The sequence below is a fragment of the Wenzhouxiangella sediminis genome (assembly GCF_003410055.1).
GTDB classification, from domain to species: Bacteria; Pseudomonadota; Gammaproteobacteria; order Xanthomonadales; family Wenzhouxiangellaceae; genus Wenzhouxiangella; species Wenzhouxiangella sediminis.
On sequence record NZ_QUZK01000032.1, the window covers coordinates 19,812 to 40,654 of the forward strand.

Genomic DNA, 20,843 nt, shown 5'->3' on the forward strand with positions numbered 1-20,843 from the left:
GGTTGCAGGGGATGCACCGTCAAATCTGTCTCCGCGTCATGCCGCGGCCGTGGACACCGCCCTCCGGCACATCGAGCAAAGTCTCGATGCGATGGGCCTGGTCTCGACAGACACCGATGATCTGGTCGTCAGTGACGTTTACGCCAGTCGCCACAATCGGGTGGTTCACGTCTATTTTCAGCAACGGTTTCGGGGTATCGAGGTCTACAACGCCCTGATCAATGTGAACATCCTCCCGAGCGGCCAGGTCTTTCATTCCGGTAGCCGGGCAGAAGGTCGGCTGGAAGAACGCAGGCTGGCTACGGATCCCGTGATCGACGCGTTGGCGGCGGTCAATCAGGCCGCTCATGCGGTCGGACTGACGGCGACCGAACCGGTCGTGCAGATCGAGCGTTCAATGGGTGCGGATCGCCACACCGTCTTTTCGAAGGCAGGCATCGCGCTCGAACCCATCGAGGCTCGGCTGGTTTACTTCGACGACGGCAAGACCGGCTTGCGCCTTGCCTGGCAGGTGGACATCTACGAGCGTTCGGCACAGCACTACTGGGTCAGTTTCGTCGATGCGGAATCCGGCGATCTGCTCGAGCGCCGAGATTTCGTCGTACACGATCGTTGGGACGGCGCGCACGATCACCAGGGCGGCAAGGCCGTCTCTGGCGATACGGGCTCGGCACCGGCCCGCGCGGGTGATCCCGCACCGCTGCCCCTGTCGGCGGCCGATGGCTCGCAATACCGGGTTTTCGAGATGCCCAAGGGGCATCCGGACGACGGTGCGAGAACGCTCGTCGGGGAGCCTGCTCACGAACCCGCCTCGCCTTACGGCTGGCACGACACCAATGGCGTCGACGGCCCCGAGTACACCATCACGCGCGGCAACAATGCGCACGCCTACCAGGACCGCGGCAATAACGACGCTTCGGTGGGTGATGAGCCCGACGGCGGCGCCAGCCTCAGCTTCGATTTCCCGCTGGATCTCGGCCAGGAGCCGGACCAGTACATCGATGCGGCCGTGACCAACCTGTTCTACTGGAACAACCTGCATCACGACCTTATCTATGTGCGCGGCTTCGACGAAGCCGCCGGCAATTTCCAGGTGACCAACTACAGCGGCGACGGTGTCGGCGGCGATGCCGTGCGAGCCGAAGCCCAGGACGGTTCGGGTACCAACAACGCCAATTTCTACACGCCGCCCGACGGCAGCGCGCCGCGCATGCAGATGTATACCTGGGACACGACCACGCCGGGCCGCGACGGGGACCTGGATTCCGGTATCGTTCTGCACGAGTACGGACACGGCATATCGATTCGCCAGACGGGCGGGCCGAGCACTTCGTCCTGCCTGTCGGGTTCGGAGCAGGCCGGTGAAGGCTGGAGTGACTGGCAGACCCTCGTCTACACGGCCCAGGCCGGGCATGGCCGCACGACCAACCGCGGTGTGGGCACCTATGCGCTCGGCCAGCCGGTCGACGGCCCGGGCATTCGTGCCTATCCCTACAACACGGACATGGGCGTCGATCCGCGCACCTATGCGGATACGCAGAGCGCCACGCCGCCCCACGGGGTGGGATCGATCTGGACGGCCATCCTGTGGGAGGTCTACTGGAACCTGGTGGACGAGTACGGCTTCAATCCCGACTTCTTCGCCGACTGGGACCAGGGCGGCAACCTCCTGGCCATGCAGCTGGTCAACGACGGGTTGAAACTGCAGCCGTGCAACCCCGGTTTCGTCGATGCGCGTGATGCCATCCTGGCCGCCGACCAGGCCCTGACCGGCGGCGCCAACCAGTGCCTGCTCTGGGAGGGTTTCGCCAAGCGCGGGCTGGGTTTCAGCGCCTCGCAGGGCAGTTCCGGTTCCAACGGCGACAACGTCGAGGCATTCGACCTGCCCGCCGAATGCGAATTCGGCACGGCAACGCCTTCGGAGGCGATGGCATGCGCCGGTCAACCGGTCGATTTCACGATCGCGCTGGGCAGCGCATGGTCCGCGCCGGTCAGTCTTTCCGCCAGCGGCCATCCCGGAACCGCCGCATTCAGCCAGAACCCGGTCAGCGCTCCGGGTGATTCGATCCTGACGATCGACAACACCGGCGGTGAAGCCGCCGGCGCCTACAACATCACGGTCGACGGCACGGACGGCAGCGAGAACGAGCAGTTTCCGCTCGTCCTCGAGCTGTTCGAGCAGTCTCCCGGAGGCGCCGTTCCGGACGCCCCGGCGGACGGGGCAGGCAACGTGCCTTTCCAGCCGACCTTCAGCTGGGCGGCGGCGCCGGGTGCGGCCGGCTACCTGATCGAGGTCGCTACCGATGCCGGATTCGTCAACACGGTCTATTCCGAAACGGTCGAAGGCACCGTCCACCAGACGTCTTCGGCGCTGGCGGCCGACACCACGCACTACTGGCGCGTCCAGGCTCTCAATCCCTGCGGATCGGCGGCCGCGTCACCGACCTACAGTTTCACGACGGCGAGTTCCTCGCTGATCTGCGGCGGTTCCGTGGACTTCGAATCGGGCATCCCCGGCGACTGGACCGTCACCGACGATTCGCCGAGCGGCGACGGGATTGTCTGGGTCACGAGCGAGGATGTCGAGTGCGACACCGGGAACAACACCAGCGGTTCGGGTACGGCCGCCTGTGCCGACAGTGACTACGCGGGTTCGGGGTCGCCGGCCTACGACACCTCGCTGGTCACCCCGCCGATCGACCTGTCGGGAGTGACTTCGGCGGAACTCACCGCCAGCGTGTTCTTCCGCTACTACGACGTCTCCCAGATGAGCATCGAGATATGGAACGGCTCCGGCTGGGATGTAGCCTGGTCGGCCGATGCCGACGCAACGGCCGACGTCACTCTCGATCTCGATACCTATACCGGCTCGGATGCCGTGCAGGTTCGTTTCCGCTATTCCGGCGACGGCTGGGACTGGTACTCCCAGGTCGACGATGTGGCGATCAACTGCGCGGGCGTGATCTCGCACACGGTAAGCGCTTCGGTCGGCTCCGGTCAGGGCAGCATCTCGCCGTCCGGTGCACAGGCGGTCGATCACGGCAACAGCCTGCAGTTCACGCTGGAGGCCGATCCGGGCCATGGCGTCGACTCGGTCGGCGGCACCTGCGGGGGCAGCTTGTCGGGTCAGATCTTCACGACCGACCCGGTCGAGGGGGACTGCTCGGTCGAGGCCTTCTTCGACGTCATCGTCGACGAGCTTTTCGAAGACCAGTTCGAGCCGCAGCAGCCCTGAGCGCGGGACCCTTTGAAGCCGGCCCCTCCGGGGGCCGGTCATCGAAGCCATCCCGGTCTGCTGCACAGCAATCGTGGCTTGTCGGCGCAAGCCTGCCGACTATACTGACGCCATGCTGAATATTCGCGTGTTGTTGCCGCTGGCGCTATTGATCCTGGCATTCCCGGCCCGCTCGGAATCGCCCGGCTGTGGTGAACTCGTCGATCTCGCCGCGGAAGTTCGCGCCATGCGCGACCACGATCCCGCCTCGGGCGTGGATCGGGGGCGGGAGTTTCTGGCGCAGGCCGGAGAGGATTGCCCGACCGGGGAAATGCTGCTGCACTCGGCTATCGCTTCCAATCTTCACATCCTCGGACGGAGTGAAGCCGCCGTCGAGGCTGTGGATGCGGCGCTCAGCCTGATCGGCGAGACCGACGATCCGGTCCAGTCGGCCGCAGTGCGGCGCACCGCCGGCGTGATCTACTGGGAGGTCGGTGCCCACGACCGCGCCCTCGAGCAGTACCTCGCGGCCCTGGAAGCCAGTCGTGCGGCCGGAGACGTGGCCGGCGCGGCCCGGGCGGCGGGCAATATCGGCAACCTGCACAATTCGATGGGTAACTGGGAAGAGGCGCGCGATTATCACCGCCAGGCTCTGAGCGGATTCGAGGAAATCGGCTGGCAGGAGGGCGTGGCAGGGACCCTCGTCAACCTTGGCGCCCTGTCGGCCCGGATCGCCGAGACCCTGGAACAGGCCGGCGAAACGAGCGAGGCAAATGCGGAGCACGAGGCCAACCTGGAATACAACCGCCGCGCCCTGGACATTTTCGAGGAGATCGGGAACCCGCGCGGCATCGCCTATGCAGCCGACAACATCGCTCGCGCCCTGATTCATCTCGGGCGCGTCGAGCAAGCGCTGGAATTCCAGCGCCGGTCGCTCGAGCTGCGGCGCGAGGTGGGCGACACCAGCGGGATCGTCAACTCCCTGCTGACCGGGGCCGAGGCCATGCTCGGTCTCGACCGACCCGGATCGGCGCTCGAGATGCTCGATGAGGCTGAATCGATCGTGCCCGAAAACAACCGGGGCTTGCTCGTCGAGGTTCTGGGGCTTCGAACCGACGCGCACGAACGCATGGGCGACTTCGAATCCGCCTTTCGCGTCCAGCGGCGGCTGATCTCGCTCAACGACGCCCAGGCGGCCGAAGACCTCGCCGCGCGTGTGGAGCAGCTCCAGCAGACTTTCCGCGCGGAGCAACTCGAGCAGGAACTCGCGCTGCAGCGCGCCCGCGCCGAGGTGTCCGAGCAGCGCGCCAGGCGCCAGCAACTGATCAGCACGGCTTCGATCGTTTCCGTGCTCCTGCTGCTGTTGGTGTTGGGCTTGCTCTACAGCCGCTACCGGCTGGGTCGGCGGGTTTCCCACACGCTTGACCGCGCGGCGCGGACCGACCCGCTGACCGGCCTTTCCAACCGGCGCGACATGACCGAGCATGTCGATCGCGCCATCCTTCGGCGCAACGAGGACAACGAGCCCGCTTCGCTGATCATGGCCGATATCGACAGTTTCAAGCGAATCAACGACACCCTGGGCCATCAGGTCGGAGACCAGGTGCTCGTTCATGTGGCCGAGTTGATCGGAAAGCAGGTTCGCGGCGTCGACGTGACGGCGCGCTGGGGCGGTGAGGAATTCCTGATCCTCCTGCCCGGCACCCGCGAGGACGGCGCGCGCTGCGTTTCCGAGAACCTCCGCCGCGTGATCGGCGAGTCACCGCCGCAGATCAACGGGCGGTCGCTCTCGCTGACGCTGACCTTCGGCGTGACCGAAATCGAGCCCGGCGCGAACTTCAACGACCTGGTCAAACGAGTCGACGATGCGATGTACGCCGGCAAGGCGCGCGGCAAGAACCGCGTGGTTTCCGCAGGCGAGGTGGTTGCGTGAGCGAGTCGGTTCGCAAGGCCGTCGTGCTGGTCTCCGGGGGGCTGGATTCGGCGACCGTCCTGGCCGAGGCGGTGGCAGCCGGCTACGAGTGCCACACCCTTGCCGTGGACTACGGCCAGCGCCACCGCGCCGAGCTGGCCGCCGCGAGGCGCGTCAGCGAAGGCTTGGGCGCCGCTTCGCACCGGGTCGTCGGGGTGGACCTCCGGGCGATCGGGGGATCGGCCCTGACCGACGACATCGACGTGCCCGAGGAAGAGACTCCCGGCATTCCCGCCACCTATGTGCCCGCCCGCAACACCCTCATGCTTTCCCTGGCCCTCGGGCATGCCGAGGTGCTGGGTTCGCTGGATCTGTTCGTCGGCGTCAACGCGGTGGACTATTCCGGCTATCCCGATTGTCGGCCGCAGTTCGTCGTGGCGTTCGAGGCGCTGTGCCAGGTGGCCACGAAAGTCGGCGTCGAAGGCGGGCGCTTTCGGGTGCACGCGCCGCTGATCAGCCTGTCGAAGGCCGATATCGTGCGTCGTGGCACGGCACTGGGTGTGGATTATTCACGGACCGTTTCCTGCTACCAGGCGGATGAGGACGGGCGGGCTTGCGGGCGGTGCGACTCCTGCCGGTTGCGGCGCGCCGGTTTCGAAGCCGCCGGCCTCGCCGATCCCACCCGCTATGCACCTGATGCCTGAATCATTCCCGTTGCCCGGTGCTGCCTGATCAGTAACATGAAGGTTTGACGTCGCTGCAATAGGGGTCGTGCCAATGAGCGAGCGAACGCCTGCGGAAGACGATCGAACCATCGTCGATGGGCAGGGGGATGAGGGGCTGCGGGCCGATGACGTGCCGTCCCGGATCGGTCCATATCGACTGATCCGGGAATTGGGGCGCGGCGGCATGGGAGCGGTCTACCTGGCAGAACAGCTCGAGCCGGTGCAGCGCGAAGTGGCCCTCAAGCTCATCGGAGAGCGCCGGGCGGGCGGCTCCGCCGGTGCCATGTTCGAAGTCGAGCGGCAGATGCTCGCGCGCATGCATCATCCCGCCATTGCGCAGGTCTTTGACGCCGGCACCACGCCCGGCGGGCGTCCGTGGTTCGCGATGGAGTGGGTTCGTGGCGAGCCGATCATCGATCACGTCGAGCGTCACGGTCTTGGCGCACGAGAGCGGATCGAGCTTTTCGTGCGGGTCTGTGCCGGCATCCAGCATGCCCATCAGCAGGGCGTGATCCATCGCGACATCAAGCCGGCCAATGTCCTCGTCGACCGCGTCGATGGCGTGTCCATGCCCAAGATCATCGATTTCGGGGTCGCCGCCGGCATCGTGGAGCACGACGGGCGTACGCGGTCGGATACCACCGACCGGGCCGGCACGCGCGGCTACATGAGCCCCGAACTCCTGGCCGGTCCGGCCGCAGAGGTCGACACGCGGACCGACGTCTACTCGCTGGGGGTACTGCTTTTCGAGTTGCTCACCGAACGCCGACCGCCGCCGGCTAGCGACACCATGGCGCTGGAGAGCATTCGCAGGATGCTGGTCGGATCGGCCTCCGGTGGCAGCGAGCTCGATGACCGGACGCTGCGTTCTGGCGAGGACGCGCGACACCTGCCGAGGGAGTTGCGCTGGATCCTGGCCCGCGCGCTTGCGCCCGAGCGCAACGAGCGCTACGACTCGGCGGCCGCCCTGGCCGCCGATTTGCGGCGTTACCTGGCCAACGAAGTGGTCGAGGCCGTGCCGGCCAGCCGTGCCTACCGCTTTCGGAAGTTCCTGGCGCGCAACGCGCTGGCGGTCGGCGCGAGCGCGACGGTGTCGCTGGCGCTCGTCATCGGGCTGGTGGTTGCCGTCTACGGCCTGCTCGAGGCGCGCGCTCAGGCCGACCGGGCCGAGCAGATCGCTTCGTTCACGACGCGGATGCTCTCTTCCATCGACCCCCGGATTGCCGACGGCGCCGAGACGCCGGTGCTGGATCGCGTGTTGTCGGATGCGGCCGAGCGCGTACGTGACGAGCTGGCCGGGCAGCCCGGTATTCGGGCCGAAATCGAGCTGACCATCGGACAGGTGTATGCCTCGATTGGCCAGCACGAGCGTTCGAGGAAGCATCTGGAGAGCGTGCTCGATTTGCTGGCCGGGGATCGCTCGAGCCGGAACTTTCTCGAAGCCGGGGCCGAGCTGAGCCTGATCGATATCCAGCAGTCGAAGATCGCGGCGGCCGAGCGGCGTGTCGAAGAACTGCTGGAGATTGCCGAGCGACATCGTCCCGAAACCAGGGAGGCCTGGCTGGACCTGTTGTCCATCCGGGGCAACATCCGCTACGAGCAGGCGCGCTACGACGACGCGCTCGCCATTTACCGGCGCATTCTCGGTGAGATCGGTCCCCGTCCGGCCGACCCCACCCGATCGATTCGAATCGGTGTGATGCGCCAGATGGGGCAGGCGTACTCCGAGATGCACGATCTCGAGCGGGCCGGCGAATGGTTCCAGGCCGCCATCGACGCGGCTCGGGAATGGAACGATCCCACGGCGCGAACGATCCAGGCCGACTTGCTCAACGATCGCGGCGTGGTGTTGCTGCGCCAGGAGCGCTACGCCGAAGCCGAGTCGGTGCTGCGCGAGGGGCTGCGGGAAGCCGAGCGCCTCTATGCACCCGATCATCCCAACGTCATCGTGCAGTACGGCAACCTGGCCGGCGCCATTCGGCAGCAGGGCGGCAGCGAGAAGCTGGAGGCCTCCCTGCCGATCTACGAGAAGGCCCGCCGCCTTGCGATCGAGCGTTACGGCCCGGATCATCCGCAGTCGGTGGCCTTCACCTATAACCTCGGCAATGCCTACCGGGAGTTGGGGCGCGTCGATCGGGCGCTGGCCATGCATCGGGAAGCGCTGCAACGTCGCGAAGCGCTTCCCGAAAACCACATGTTCCAGGGGCTTGTGCACCTCGGCCTCGGACAGAGCGAGCTGGCCGGCGGCAACCCGGAGGTCGCGCGCGATCACCTCCAGGCTGCGGTCGACCGCCTGGGCGAACTCGTTGGTAAAGACTTCCTGCGGAGGATCCAGGCCATGGAGGCATTGGCGGACGCCCACGAGAAGCTCGGCGAGACCGAGCGTGCAGCGGCGCTTCGCCAGCAGGCGGCGGCCCTGAAAAAGGGGAGCGACTGAAACCTCGCCCGGAAACCGAGCGCCGGGCGGTCCGGGGCGGGGTGCGGCCGGTCGATCGTCCGAAAAGGCGGGCAAACGCCACAGCCATCGGGTAAGGTAATCGTTCAGAATCCATCAAGACGAAGCACGGACCCGAAGCGCATACGGAATGGACGGCGGCCTGAATCTCAGCGGCGACATGATACTGGTGCTGATGCTGCTGGGGCTGACTGTCACGCTTTTCGTCACCGAACTGGTCCGCCTCGACGTTGCAGCGATCTGCATCATGGTGTTGGTCGGATTGCTCGGCCTGATCCCCGGTGATCAACTCTTCTCGGGCTTTGCCTCCAACGCCGTCATCGCCATCATCGCCGTGATGATCCTCGGCGCCGGTCTCGATCGCACCGGTGTGATGAACGTGGTCTCATCCTTCATCGTCAAGATGGGCGGGCCCTCCGAGTCGCGGATTCGATCGATGCTCTCGGCCACCGTCGGGGTCACCTCCAGCTTCATGCAGAACGTCGGAGCGACGGCGTTGTTCATGCCCGTGGTCAGCCGCATTTCGGCGCGGCTGGACATGCCGCTGTCGCGCCTGCTCATGCCGATGGGGTTCTGCGCCATCGTGGGCGGCACGCTGACCATGGTCGGTTCCTCGCCGCTGATCCTTCTCAACGATCTGATCGATACGTCCAACCGGTCGCTTCCGCCCGGCGCCGAGGCCATGCAGCCGTTCCAGTTGTTCGACGTCACGCTGGTGGGCCTGGGGCTGCTGGCGAGCACGCTGATCTACTTCCTGGTCGCAGGGCCCGCCTTGCTGCCGAAGACCGAGGAGAAGAAGCCGGCTTCTCCCGGACGCACCAAGAGTTACTTCAAGGAGGTCTACGGCATCGAGGGCGACATCTACGAGATGCTCGTGACCGTCGATTCTCCGCTGGTGGGCATGCGCATTGCCGAGGCCGAGAATCTCGATGGGGCGCCTTTGATGCTGGCCATCCAGAACACCGACCAGCCTCGCCTGGCCCCGCCGGCCGGGGAGATGATCTGGGTGGGCACGGTGTTGGGCGTGATGGGAACGCGCGAACAAGTCGGCGAGTTCGCCCTGGCGAACAATCTGCGGCTCCAGCCGCGGCTGAGAACGTTCGGCAGCCTGTTCAATCCGACCCGCGCCGGTATTTCCGAGGTGGTCATACCGCCGGGTTCTCGCCTGATCGGCCAGACCATCGGTGAGGCCCGCCTGCGCTCTCGTTTCGGCATCTCGGTGCTGGCCATCAATCGCCGCAACGAAATCATCACCCACGACCTGCGCGAGGAAGTGCTGCAGGTCGGCGACTGTCTGGTCAGCCACTCGACCTGGCGGGACCTGGCCAACCTCGCCCGCGACAAGGACTTCATCGTCGCCACGGATATCCCCAAGGAAGAACAGCGGCCGCAGAAAGTCGTGCATGCGGTCAGCTTTTTCGGCCTGAGCCTGTTCCTGATCCTGTTCACGGACTTCGAGTTGTCGGTGGCCCTGATGGCGGGCGCCATCGGGATGGTTCTGACCGGTGTGCTGAGTATGGACGAGGCGTATCAGGCGGTCAGCTGGAAAACCGTCTTTCTCATGGCCGGTCTGATTCCGCTCGGTGTGGCCATGGAGGTGACCGGCACCGCGGCCTGGCTGGCGCAGCAGGTGCTCGGACTGCTCGGCGATGTGCCGCAGCTGGTCGTGCAGCTGGTGCTGGCGACGATGGCCACGCTATTCACCCTGGTGATGTCCAATGTCGGCGCCACCGTGCTGCTGGTGCCGATCGCCATCAATATCGCCCTGGCCACCGGCGGCAACCCGGCCGTCTATGCGCTGCTGATCGCGCTGGCCACATCCAACGCTTTCATCCTGCCCACACATCCGGTCAATGCACTCATCATGGGGCCGGGGGGCTACAAGGTGAAGGACTTCGTTCGCGTTGGCGGCATCATGAGCGTCATCTACATGACGGTCATGCTGTTCGGCCTCAATCTCGTTTTCTGAAGCACGCTCAGTCGGTCTGCCGGTAACGGTCCAGAATGCGCTGGTGCTCGCCGTTCTCACGCAGTTCCGACAACGCGCGGTCGAAGCGCTCGATCGTTGCCATGTCCACGCCGGACTGGCTGAACATCAGGTGGACATCGCCGCTGTACACGTCGAGAGGCAGGGCTTCGAAAGTCACGCCCCAGTCCCGCCGGTGGTCGATGCTGGCGGCCACGAAGGGATCCTCCAGGAATCCGTCGATGCGGAAGTCCATCAGATTGAGGAAATTGAGCTCGCCGACCGGAACCTCCACAAGCTGGTCTGCCCAGCCGGGATCATCGAGTACCCGCTCGACTGCCTCGCCGTAGATGTAGCCGCGCGTGAGTCCGAGCCGGAAATCGTTCTCCAGCAGTTCCGTGAGCGACATCCCGGACCATTTCTCCGCTTCGTCGGCGCGGACGTGGATTCTGAACGACTCCCGGCGGTAGGGTTGGGAGAAGTGGGCGAAGGCCTCGCGCTCGGGTGTGCGGGTTGCGCCGGGCAACAGGTCTAGGTCGCCGGACCGCACCAGTTGGAGCATGCTGGCCCAGCTGCCCTGCTCCCATTCCAGCTCGCAGCCGGCCCGCTCGGCCATGGCGCCGATCAGGTCGACGTCGAGGCCCTGCACGCGGTCGCCCACGGGCTGGTAGTGGTAGGGTTCCCAGGGATCCCAGCCGACCGTCAGCCGGCACGGCTCCGGGGCCGCTTCGGCCTGGGTGCTCTGCTCGGTCTCGGCGGTCGCTTGCTGCCGGGTCGTCTCCGTCCCGGATTCGGCGGCGGGGGGCTCGGGGCTCTGGCAAGCGGCCAACAGCAGCGCCAGGGCCATGATGAGGGGTGCTCTGTACATGGGCGGTCTCCGGCAGTGACCTGAAATCACTGTAGCCGAATCGCCCCGGTGCGGCAATTCCGTGCCGTGGGTTATGCTGGGTCGGTTGCGAAAATGCGTCCTTCGGATTCGCCGACGTCGATCTCTCGAAGGGCGGCGTTCTTGCAGGGGCCGGCGACGCAAACGCCGCTGTCCGGGTCGAAGACCGCGCCATGATGGGCGCAGACGAGCCGGTTTTCATCGTCGCTGAGGAAGCGGTCGGGCGCGAAGTTGAGCGGCCGGCCCTGGTGGGGGCAGAGGTTGAGCCAGGCGCGTGGACGTCCGCCGCGCCGGGTGACGATCAACCAGGCGGGCTGGGCGTCCAGTTCGAGCTGGAATTCTCGGTACTGGCCCTCGGCCAGTTCGTCGGCGGGGCACAGGAACACTGGTTCATTCACGGGGTCAGACAGTACATGCAAGATCCATGGCAAAGATTCTATCAGCCGCCGGCGAGTCCGCTGGCGCGTTTCGGGCTGGTTCTCCTCGGAATCGGCGTTCTCGCCCTGAGCTTCCTTCTCGGCCTCGTTTTCCTGGCCGTGGCCGTCGGCATGGCCGTGATCGGCTTCATCGTGCTGACGGTTCGCCGCTGGCTTGGTCGCTCGGGCTCGGGCAAGCGCGACGACGGCCTGGTCGACGTGGAGTACCGCGTGGTGCACCGCGAACGCAACGACCGGGAGTGAACGCGCAATGGCGGGCCGATCGGCCCGTCCCTTCCATCAGCCCCGGCTGAAGGCCATCAACACGATCACCGCCAGCAGGACCGCCATCCAGATCGCCATCTGTCCCATCGGGCTTCGGCTCGAGAAGAATCGGTAGGACTGCACGCGAACTTGCGTGATGGCCCGGCTTCCACCCGAAAGCACCGCTTCGATCGTGCGATCCCTGGCGCTGGCAAGCGAACGATCGATGAATCCGGCAATCTTCGGGATCATCCGTCGATAGAAATAATCGAAGTCGAGCGTGATGGTGAGCGTGCGCTTCATCATCGGCAACATCACGAAGAATGCCAGGCCGGCGAACAGCAGCAGTTGCAGCTGGCTGAGTACGTGATCGGGCGTGTACGGCTTGTAATCGACCGGGTAGGGCAGCAGCGAATACAGCAGCCCCGGGAAGACGCCGAGCCCGATGCAGATGATCGAAAAGAAGATCATGGCCGCCCGCATGTTCCAGGGTGCTTCGGGCGGCCGCAGGCCCGAGTCCTTCTGGAAGAATACGAACCACGGGAACTTGATGCCCGCATGCAGGAATACGCCGGCCGACGCGGCGACCAGCAGGTACCAGACCAGCGCCATGTGCTCGTAGGCCGCGCCCGAGGAGATCATGGACTTCGAAATGAAGCCCGAGGTCCAGGGGAAGGCCGAGATCGCCAGTGCGCCGATCGTGCCGCACACGGTCGTCAGCGGCATGGTGCGGAACAGTCCGCCGAGGTTGGAGCACTTGCGCACGCCGGTCTGGTAGAGCACCGCGCCGGCGCTCATGAACAGCAGGCCCTTGTAGATGATGTGGGCGAAGGCGTGCGCCGCCGCGCCGTTGAGCGCCAGCTCGGTGCCGATGCCCACGCCGACGACCATAAAGCCGACCTGGTTGACGATCGAATAGCTGAGAATACGCCGCATGTCGTTTTCAAGCAGCGCCCAGATGATGCCGTAGAAGATCATGATCAGGCCCAGCCAGACCAGCAGCTCGGTGCCCGGGAAGAGCATGATCAGGGCCAGGACCGCGGTCTTGGTCGTGAAGGCCGACAGGAACACCCCGCCCATGGGGCTGGATTCGGGGTAGGCATCGGCCAGCCAGACGCTGATCGGCGGTGCGGCGGCATTGATCAGCACGCCGATGAAGATCATCCAGGTGTCGAAGTTGCCCAGGGTCAGGGCGCGGATCTCGGGTGAGCCGGTGTGGATGATCAGGCCCTCGATGCCGATCTTGAGGACGATGCCGCCGACCAGGTGGATGATGGCGTAGCGGATGCCGGCCGCGCGGGCTCGCTCGGTTCCCCCGCACCAGACCACGACGGTCGAGAACAGGGCCATCAGTTCCCAGAACAGGAACATCACGATCAGGTCGCCGGCGAAACTCACGCCGATCGCGCCGGCGGCGTACATCAGGGCCGCGGAGAGCTCCCACCATTTCGATTGCCGGAAGGCGAACAGCGCCCCGCCGAAGCCCATGATGGCGAACACCGTGGCGAACAGGCGCCGGAGGTCGCTGCCTTCAACGAATTGCACCTCGTAACCCAGGAAGGTGGCGGTCAGCTGCACGCCGTCGGGCACCTGCCAGATGGCGTAGAGCGTGATCAGCGGCGTGGCCAGGGCGATCAGGGGCCGCAGGGCCGGCCGCGCGACACCGATCAGCACCGCGCCGGCAATCATCAGTATGGCCGGTGGCAAGATGAACTCAAACATCCTTGCCGCCCTCCTCGGTCCGGACCTTGTCGGTCAGCTGGCTGGGCGCCAGCTCGGTTTCGCGGAAGTAGTAATCGTCCGGCCGCTTGAGCAGGAAGCCGAGCAGCTTGGCGCCCACGACCATGCCCACGCAGGTCAGGAAGCCGTAGAGCGCGTAGAAGCCGAACCAGCCGTCCACCCCGAAGTAGGTATGGAAATGAACGAAGAACTGGCCGGCTACCGTCAGCGCCAGGATGGCGCCGAAGATCCACCAAAGCAGTCGAATGGTCTTCGGGCGGACCAGCCAGTGGTCGTGATCGGGCTGCTTTTCCGGGTTCTGCGGAAGGGGCGACTGGCTCATTGGCCCACCTCCAGGATGCGCGATTCGATGTCCACGATCGGTCCGTTGAATGCGAAGAACAGGATGACCAGGGCGGCGGTGAAGGTCAGCGCCGCAACCATCGGCCAGGGCGCCTCGCCGTGCTCGACCTTGGGCGGCACGTCTTCGTCGCGGAAGAAGGCGCGGAAGACGATGGGCAGGAAGTAGGCCGCGTTCAGCCCGGTCGAGAGCATCAGGACCACCAGGGTGAAGTAGTTGTCGACCTGGAAGGCGCCGGCGATGATGTACCACTTGGACACGAAGCCGGCGGTGGGCGGCACGCCGATCATCGACACCGCCCCGATGGTGAAGGCCACCATGGTCCATGGCATGCGTCGCCCGATGCCGCGTATTTCGTCCAGCCGGGTTTTCTTGGAGGCGACGTAAATGGCCCCGGCACAGAAGAACAGGGTGATCTTGCCGAAAGCGTGCGCCACGATGTGGACGGCCGCGCCGATTTCGGCGAACGGCGCCAGCACCAGCGCGGCCAGCACGATGTAGCTGAGCTGGCTGATCGTCGAGTAGGCCAGCATGCGCTTGAGCTCGACCTGCTTGAGCGCGATGATCGAGGCGGCGACGACGGTGAAGCCGGCGAGGTAGACGAGCCACTGTTCCAGCGGCACGTTGGCCAGGAAGTCCAGCCCGAAGATGTAGATGACGACCTTGGTGATGGTGAACACGCCGGCCTTGACGACGGCCACCGCGTGCAGCAGGGCCGAAACGGGGGTCGGCGCGACCATGGCGGCCGGCAGCCAGCGGTGCATGGGCATGACCGCCGCCTTGCCGATCCCCAGAACGAACAGGGTCAGCAGGATGGCCGCCTCGGTCGGCCCGAGCGTGCCGAACAGGATACCGCCCGGCGTGAAGTCGGTGGTGCCGGCGGCCATCCAGGTCCAGATGATGGCCGGCAGCAGCAGGCCGATCGACGTGAACAGGAGGATCCCGAGGTAAGTACGGCCGCCGGCCCGGGCGGCATCGTTCTGCTTGTGCGTGACCAGCGGCCAGGTGCTGATGGTCAGTACTTCGTAGAAGATGAACAGGGTCAGCAGGTTGCCGGCCGTGGCCACGCCCATCGCGCCGCTGATGGCGATGGCGAAGAAGACGTAGAAGGACGTGTGCCGTGGCTCTTTCGCGCCGCGCATGTAGCCGATGGCATAGACCGAGGTAACGAACCACAGCAGGCTCGCCAGCAGGGCGAAGATCAGGCCCAGCGGTTCGAGCCGGAAGGTGATGGCCAGCCCGGGCAGGATCTCGATCACTTCCAGGGCCACGTCGTAGCGGTTGACCACCGGACCGATGAGCTGCGTGGCCAGGCCGAACAGCGTGGCGGCGGTGACCAGCGTCGCGGTCTCCCTCAGGTTGGGCCAGCGGCCGAGCAGGCCGACGGCGAGTGCGCCGAGCAATGGGGTGACGATGAGCGCGACGATCAGCATGGCCGGACTCATGGCGAGCCTCCCATCAGCATTTCGGCGCCGCGGCGGGCGACGTCGACGGTCAGGCGGGTATCGATCCCGAAGTAGAAATTGGCCGCGACGAGAATCCACATCGGCACGAGCAGACCCGGATGCGCCTCGCGAACGGGTTCACGCCCCTCGGGCGCGGGTCGGAGCCAGGCCGCTTCGGCGACCTTGCCGATATACATGACGGCCAGCAGCGAACCGACCAGGACGACGACCACGGCAAACCAGTTCCCGTCTGCCATGGCGGTTTCGATCAGCAGCCACTTACTGATGAAGCCCACCGTCAGCGGCACGCCGATCAGGCTCAGGCCGGCCAACACGAACGCCAGCATCGTCAGGGGCATCTGGCGGCCCAGGCCGCGGAAGGCGCTGATATGCGGCGAGCCCACCTGGTAGATCACGGTGCACACGCTCATGAACAGGGCCGCCTTCATCAGGGCGTGGTTGAACATATGCACCAGCCCGGCGCTGATGCCGGCCACGGAAACGAAGCTGATCGCCAGCGCCATGTAGCCGACCTGGGCGACGCTGGAGTAGGCCAGCAGCCGCTTGGCGTTGTCCTGCTCGATCGCCCAGATCGAGGCGAACAGGATGCCGATGACGCCGAGCACGAAGAACACCTCGGCAAACGGCATCTGTCGGACGAACTCTATGCCGAAGACCGTGAAGACCAGCCGCAGCAGCACGTAGATGGCGACCTTGGTGGCCGTCGAGGCCAGGAACACGGTCACGGCCGACGGCGCGTTGGCATAGGCGCCGGGCAGCCAGCGGTGCAGCGGGAACAGCGCGAGTTTCAGGCCGATGCCGACGATGATGAAGGCGAAGGCGGCCTGCACGGCCCGACTGTCGGCCACGGCCGGCAGGCGTTCGGCCAGGTCGACCATGTTGAGCGTGCCGGTCATGATGTAGATCAGGCCGATGCCGATCAGGTAGAAGGTCGCGCCCAGCGTGCCCATCACCAGGTAGCGGAAGGCCGACAGCGGCGCGGCCCGGCTGCGGCCCTGGGCGACCAGCACGTAGGTCGACAGCGAGGAAATCTCGAGGAAGACGAAGACGTTGAAGGCGTCGCCGGTCAGCGTGATGCCCATCAGGCCGGCGAAGGAAAGCAGGAACAGCGCGTAGAACAGGCCCTGCCGCTGCGGCACCTCGCGGTTCACGCTGATGCGTCCCCAGGGCAGGATCACGGTGCCCATCACCGCGATCAGCAGCCCGATGAAGGCGTTGACCGCGTCGACGCGGTATTCGATGCCGATCGGCGGCGGCCAGTCGCCGAAAAAGTAGCGCATCGGCTCGTTGACCGCCTCGGGCAGCACGAAGGCCATGATGACCGCGGAGGCGGTGACGCTGGCCATGGCCAGCAGCCAGGGCAGGAATCGGCCGGGCAGCAGGGCGCAGACCGGCGCGGCGAGCAGCGGCAGCAGCACGCTGAACGGCATCCACTCGAGAATGCTCATGTGTGGGGCTCCCCGTCCTCTTCCTCGGTGAGCTGGTCGTCCTGGATGCTGCCGTAGTTCTCGCGCACCCGCACCGCCAGGGCCAGGCCGACGGCGGTCGTCGCCACGCCGACGACGATGGCGGTCAGGATCAGTACGTGCGGCAGGGGGTTGGAATAGAGATCGACGCCTTTCTCGAGCACCGGCGAGGAAGCGCCGATGATCTTGCCCGCCGAGATGAACAGGATGAACACCGAAGTCTGGAAGATATTCAGCCCGATGATGATCTTGACCATGTTGCCGCGCGCAATGACGGCATAGAAGCCGGTCATCATCAGGAAGATCACGACCCAGTAGTTGAAATGGCCCAGCCAGTCCATCAGTCGATCTCCTCCCGGGTCAGGTCCGCCACGACCCGCAGCCGGTCCGCGAACAGGGTGTAAATGAGCATCACCACCGCGGCCACCGTGATGCCGACGCCGAGTTCGACGAGCACGATGCCGGCTTGCTGGGCCCCCTGTGGCGAGCCCGGGATGAGGGGCGTGAATTCGAGGAACTGGCCGCCCAGGACCACGCCGAGCACGCCGATGGTCGCGTAGAGCATGACGCCGATGCTCGCCAGGACCTTCTGGGCGCCGGCCGGCACAACCGCCAGGGCTTCGTCGAGGCCGAACACCAGCGCGAACAGGATCCAGGCGGCGGCGAAAATCACCCCGGCCTGGAAGCCGCCGCCGGGCGAGTACTCACCGTGGAACTGGATGTAGAGCGCGAACAGCATGATCAGCGGGATCAGGAACCGCGTGACGACGCGCAGGATGCCGTTGGTCTTCATTCGGTCTCTTCCCCTTCGATCGGCTCATCGGCCGGCTGGCGCCGGCGTCTGCGGGTCGCCCCGAGCAGCATCATCACGCCGATGCCGGCGGTGAAGATCACGTAGACCTCGCCGAGCGTATCGATTGAGCGGTAGCTGGCCAGTACCGAGGCGACGACGTTGGGAATGCCGATGTCCTTGTAGGACTCCTCGAGATAGTAAGGCGCGACATGCTGGTGAATCGGGTTCTCGGCCGCGCCGAAGGGCGGCAGGTCCCAGGTCGCATAGACGAGCGTGGCGCCGGTGACGAGTACCACCACCAGCGCGGTGAGGTTGCGGCCCCGACCGCGATCCTCGTGGCGCGGCGCCAGCGACAGGGCCACCAGCATCAGGATGGTCGAGATGCCGGCGCCAACGGCCGCTTCGGTCAGGGCGACGTCGCCGGCATCGAGCACGGCGAACAGGGAGGCCGACACCAGCGAATAGATGGCGAACAACATGACCGCGGCGAACAGGTCGCGCATGCGCAGCACGGCGACCGCCACGATTGCCAGGAAGGCCAGCAGCGTGAGATCGATCAGTTGTTCGATGACTGCTCTCCTTCGGGTTTGAGACCGTCGGTCAGGGCGGCGCGCGCCAGGGCATGCGAAGCCGTCGGCGAGGTAAACAACAGGAAAAGCAGGATCAGGGCCAGCTTGATCGACAGCAGGGAAAGTCCGGCCTGCAGGATGAGTCCGGCGATGATCATCAGGGCACAGAGCGTGTCCGTCATACCGGCCGCGTGCAGCCTCGAATAGAAATCGGGAAAGCGCAGCAGGCCCACGCCGCCGAGAATGCCGACCAGCCCGCCGCCGAGCAGCAGGAACCAGCTGAGCACGTCGACGACGATCATGGTTCTTCCCCTTCCCGGCCGATCTCTTCGGGGCGCTGAAGGCGGACGAGCTTGAGCACCGCGATAATTGCGATGAAATTGATCAGGGCGTAGACCAGCGCAATGTCGATGAACAGGTCGTGGCCCATCACGAAGCTGATGAGCGCGACCAGGAGCACGGTCTTGGTGCCGAAGACGTTCACGGCCACGATGCGGTCCCAGACGGTGGGGCCGAGCAGGGCGCGGGCCAGGGCCAGGGCCATCGTGGCCAGCATGGTCAATGCTGCCAGGGTGTAGATCACTTGGATTGGTCCTCCAGCCAGCAGACACGGTCGCCCATCTCGCCCGACAGCACGCCTTCGGCGCCTGCCCGGGTCAGGGCGTGAACCACGATTTCATTACCTTCGAGCCGCAGGCTGACGGTGCCGGGTGTGAGCGTGATCGAATTGGCGTAAGTCACCCGCGTGAGTTCGCGCGATTGCTTCGCCGGCACCCTCAGCACCCGCTGGTGGATGTGGCCGCGCGGATTGAAGACCGCCCTGGCCACGTCGAGATTCGCGACGACGATCTGCCACACCAGCCAGGCCCAGTAGACAGGCAGGCGCCACGAGAACAGGCCCGGGTTGTGTTCGACGCCGATGACGTCCATGCGCCAGGACAGCCAGGCCGCCAGCGCGACGGAGGCGACGCCGAGCGCGAGGATGACGGGCTTGAACAGGCCCGACAGTCCCAGCCAGAGTGCGGCCATCACCAGGGCCAGTGAGATCACGTAACGCATAAGACCGCGAATATTACCAAAACCGTGTGCACGCGGGCCATGTTCCGGACGCCCGGTTCGGTCCGAAACCTACAGGTAAGGGCTGAAAAGCCAGCAGGCGGCATCCCTCAGCCGCGCCGGGAGCGATCGGCCGTCGACCTCGTCGAGGCGCAACTCCCTGCCGGCCGCGGCAGCCGCGTCGATCCGTTCGGACAGGCTGCCGGCGAGCGTCGCGTCGTAGGCCTCGACCTGCAGTTCGAAGTTCAGCCTCAGGCTGCGCGGGTCCCAGTTGGCCGAACCCACCAGGCTGTAGAAATCGTCGACGACGAAGAGTTTGCCGTGGTTGAACGGCGCCGGCTGCAGGCTCACACGCACACCGCGGAAGAGCATTTCCCACAGCATGTTGCGCGTCGCCCAGTCCACGAAGCGAAGATTGCTCTTTTCGGGAAGCACGATGTGAACGTCGATACCGCGCACCGCCGCCGCCTGCAGGGCGCCGATGAGCTCGCGCGGCGGCAGGAAATAGGGCGTCATGATCCGGATCGAGTGCCGGGCGCTGGCGATCGCCGCCGACAGCAGCATCGTCATGCGATCGAGGTCCTCGTCGGGACCGTCGGTGAGGGTCCGGCAGATCACCTCGTCGTGGCCGGTCTCGACGGTCGGGCGATAGCGCACGATCTCGCTGGTGGCGAACTCCCAGGTGCGGTAGAACTCCAGCGCGAGCTGCCCCACCACGGGCCCCCTGAGCCGAAAGTGCACATCGGCCGTCGGCCTGGCCTTGCCGGACTTTTCGACGCAGTGTCGGTCGCTGATGTTCATGCCGCCGGTGAAACCGATCCGGTCGTCGACGACCAGGATCTTGTGGTGGTTGCGCAGGTTGATCGACATCGAGGGCGGCAGCAGGCCCGGCGGCAGGAAGCGCGCCGTGCGCACGCCGGCCTTGCGCAGACGGTGGCCGGCGCGCGGCCGCGAATACCATTCGCCGACGCCGTCGATGAGCACGCGCACGTCCACGCCGCGCGCAACCGCCGCGGCGAGGGCACGGCAGAAGGCCTGTCCCGTCTCGTCCTGATCGAGGATGTAGGTGGTCAGGCAGATATGGTCGCGGGCGGCTTCGATGGCCTCGAGCATGGCCGGGTAGGCCTGTTCGCCGTTGTACAACGGCTCCACGCGGTTGCCGCCCACCAGGGCGTGCCGGCTCAGCGCCCGGCCGCTGCGGGCCAGTTCGGTGAAAGCCTCGGGCAAGTCCTCCGGCAGGGGGTGGAGGCGGCTGACCGCCTGCCCCCGCTCTCCCGATCGCAGGGGAGGCATGGCGAAACGCTGGGCCCGGTTGCGCGTGCGATTGACGCCGAAGAACAGGTACAGCACCGGCCCGGCCACCGGCGCGACCACGCACACGGCGATCCACCCGAACGCCCCGCGCGGCTCCCGCTTGTAGAGCAGGGCATGAATCGCCGTGGCCGGTGCGAGCACCGCATGGAACAGCAGCAGGATGAAAGTCTCCGGGCTCAGTTCGCTGACCTTTTCCGAGGGCCTGCCGCCATGATACGTGTCGATCGGGACTTCGCGCATGGGTCGGCTCGTTGCGGCATC

The 20,843-nt window shown here is 65.9% G+C and carries 19 protein-coding genes; 6 read left to right on the forward strand and 13 right to left on the reverse strand.

Annotated features, from left to right (window positions below; all coding sequences use genetic code 11):
* Positions 1–49: 49 nt before the first annotated feature.
* The 5 genes from DZC52_RS06830 (at position 50) to DZC52_RS06850 (ending at position 10,275) form a co-directional block, all read left to right on the forward strand.
* Positions 50–3,235, forward strand: a complete 3,186-nt coding sequence (locus tag DZC52_RS06830; RefSeq protein WP_181918821.1) for a M36 family metallopeptidase — start codon at positions 50–52, stop codon at positions 3,233–3,235.
* A gap of 112 nt (positions 3,236–3,347) precedes the next feature.
* Positions 3,348–5,147, forward strand: a complete 1,800-nt coding sequence (locus DZC52_RS06835; RefSeq protein WP_116650385.1) for a diguanylate cyclase — start codon at positions 3,348–3,350, stop codon at positions 5,145–5,147.
* Positions 5,144–5,830, forward strand: coding sequence for a 7-cyano-7-deazaguanine synthase QueC (gene queC / locus DZC52_RS06840; protein ID WP_116650386.1), 687 nt, complete (start codon positions 5,144–5,146; stop codon positions 5,828–5,830). Before DZC52_RS06835 ends, queC begins: the two co-directional genes overlap by 4 nt.
* A 73-nt stretch (positions 5,831–5,903) precedes the next feature.
* Positions 5,904–8,288: a serine/threonine-protein kinase gene (locus DZC52_RS06845; RefSeq protein WP_116650387.1), complete on the forward strand. Its 2,385-nt coding sequence runs from the start codon at positions 5,904–5,906 to the stop codon at positions 8,286–8,288.
* Positions 8,289–8,436: 148 nt separating this feature from the next.
* Entirely contained in the window at positions 8,437–10,275 is a 1,839-nt protein-coding gene (locus tag DZC52_RS06850) for an SLC13 family permease (protein WP_220338288.1), read from the forward strand.
* Positions 10,276–10,282: 7 nt separating this feature from the next.
* Here DZC52_RS06850 and DZC52_RS06855 read toward each other — a convergent pair whose 3' ends face one another.
* Positions 10,283–11,140: a substrate-binding periplasmic protein gene (locus DZC52_RS06855; protein ID WP_116650388.1), complete on the reverse strand. Its 858-nt coding sequence runs from the start codon at positions 11,138–11,140 to the stop codon at positions 10,283–10,285.
* Positions 11,141–11,211: 71 nt separating this feature from the next.
* Complete coding sequence (locus DZC52_RS15495; RefSeq protein WP_181918822.1) at positions 11,212–11,556, reverse strand: Rieske (2Fe-2S) protein; 345 nt, start codon at positions 11,554–11,556, stop codon at positions 11,212–11,214.
* Positions 11,557–11,571: 15 nt separating this feature from the next.
* Between DZC52_RS15495 and DZC52_RS15500 the strand changes: the two genes are divergently transcribed.
* Positions 11,572–11,838, forward strand: coding sequence for a hypothetical protein (locus DZC52_RS15500; RefSeq protein ID WP_181918823.1), 267 nt, complete (start codon positions 11,572–11,574; stop codon positions 11,836–11,838).
* Between the two features lie 36 nt (positions 11,839–11,874).
* Here the strand turns inward: DZC52_RS15500 and DZC52_RS06865 are convergent, their stop codons facing one another.
* From DZC52_RS06865 to DZC52_RS06915, 11 genes are all read right to left on the reverse strand, one after another.
* The gene (locus DZC52_RS06865) at positions 11,875–13,560 is read right to left on the reverse strand and encodes a Na(+)/H(+) antiporter subunit D (RefSeq protein ID WP_116650390.1); all 1,686 of its coding nucleotides are present in this window, start codon (positions 13,558–13,560) and stop codon (positions 11,875–11,877) included.
* Positions 13,553–13,900 (reverse strand): hypothetical protein, encoded by a 348-nt coding sequence (locus tag DZC52_RS06870; protein WP_181918824.1) that lies wholly within the window; start codon positions 13,898–13,900, stop codon positions 13,553–13,555. The genes DZC52_RS06865 and DZC52_RS06870 overlap by 8 nt, the downstream gene beginning before the upstream one ends.
* A complete protein-coding gene (locus tag DZC52_RS06875) occupies positions 13,897–15,363 on the reverse strand; it encodes a monovalent cation/H+ antiporter subunit D family protein (RefSeq protein WP_116650391.1) in 1,467 nt (488 codons plus the stop codon). The genes DZC52_RS06870 and DZC52_RS06875 overlap by 4 nt, the downstream gene beginning before the upstream one ends.
* Positions 15,360–16,832, reverse strand: a complete 1,473-nt coding sequence (locus tag DZC52_RS06880) for a monovalent cation/H+ antiporter subunit D family protein (RefSeq protein ID WP_116650392.1) — start codon at positions 16,830–16,832, stop codon at positions 15,360–15,362. The genes DZC52_RS06875 and DZC52_RS06880 overlap by 4 nt, the downstream gene beginning before the upstream one ends.
* Positions 16,829–17,191, reverse strand: a complete 363-nt coding sequence (locus tag DZC52_RS06885; protein WP_116650393.1) for a cation:proton antiporter subunit C — start codon at positions 17,189–17,191, stop codon at positions 16,829–16,831. The genes DZC52_RS06880 and DZC52_RS06885 overlap by 4 nt, the downstream gene beginning before the upstream one ends.
* Positions 17,191–17,643 (reverse strand): Na(+)/H(+) antiporter subunit B, encoded by a 453-nt coding sequence (locus DZC52_RS06890; RefSeq protein ID WP_116650394.1) that lies wholly within the window; start codon positions 17,641–17,643, stop codon positions 17,191–17,193. The genes DZC52_RS06885 and DZC52_RS06890 overlap by 1 nt, the downstream gene beginning before the upstream one ends.
* On the reverse strand, positions 17,640–18,167 hold the full coding sequence (locus tag DZC52_RS06895; RefSeq protein WP_245960779.1) for a DUF4040 domain-containing protein: 528 nt from the start codon (positions 18,165–18,167) through the stop codon (positions 17,640–17,642). Before DZC52_RS06895 ends, DZC52_RS06890 begins: the two co-directional genes overlap by 4 nt.
* A gap of 32 nt (positions 18,168–18,199) precedes the next feature.
* Positions 18,200–18,514: a monovalent cation/H(+) antiporter subunit G gene (gene mnhG, locus DZC52_RS06900; RefSeq protein WP_116650396.1), complete on the reverse strand. Its 315-nt coding sequence runs from the start codon at positions 18,512–18,514 to the stop codon at positions 18,200–18,202.
* Positions 18,511–18,795, reverse strand: coding sequence for an MrpF/PhaF family protein (locus tag DZC52_RS06905; protein WP_245960780.1), 285 nt, complete (start codon positions 18,793–18,795; stop codon positions 18,511–18,513). The genes mnhG and DZC52_RS06905 overlap by 4 nt, the downstream gene beginning before the upstream one ends.
* Complete coding sequence (locus tag DZC52_RS06910) at positions 18,792–19,271, reverse strand: Na+/H+ antiporter subunit E (protein ID WP_116650397.1); 480 nt, start codon at positions 19,269–19,271, stop codon at positions 18,792–18,794. The genes DZC52_RS06905 and DZC52_RS06910 overlap by 4 nt, the downstream gene beginning before the upstream one ends.
* Positions 19,272–19,340: 69 nt before the next feature.
* Positions 19,341–20,822 (reverse strand): phospholipase D-like domain-containing protein, encoded by a 1,482-nt coding sequence (locus DZC52_RS06915; RefSeq protein WP_116650398.1) that lies wholly within the window; start codon positions 20,820–20,822, stop codon positions 19,341–19,343.
* Between the last annotated feature and the right edge of the window lie 21 nt (positions 20,823–20,843).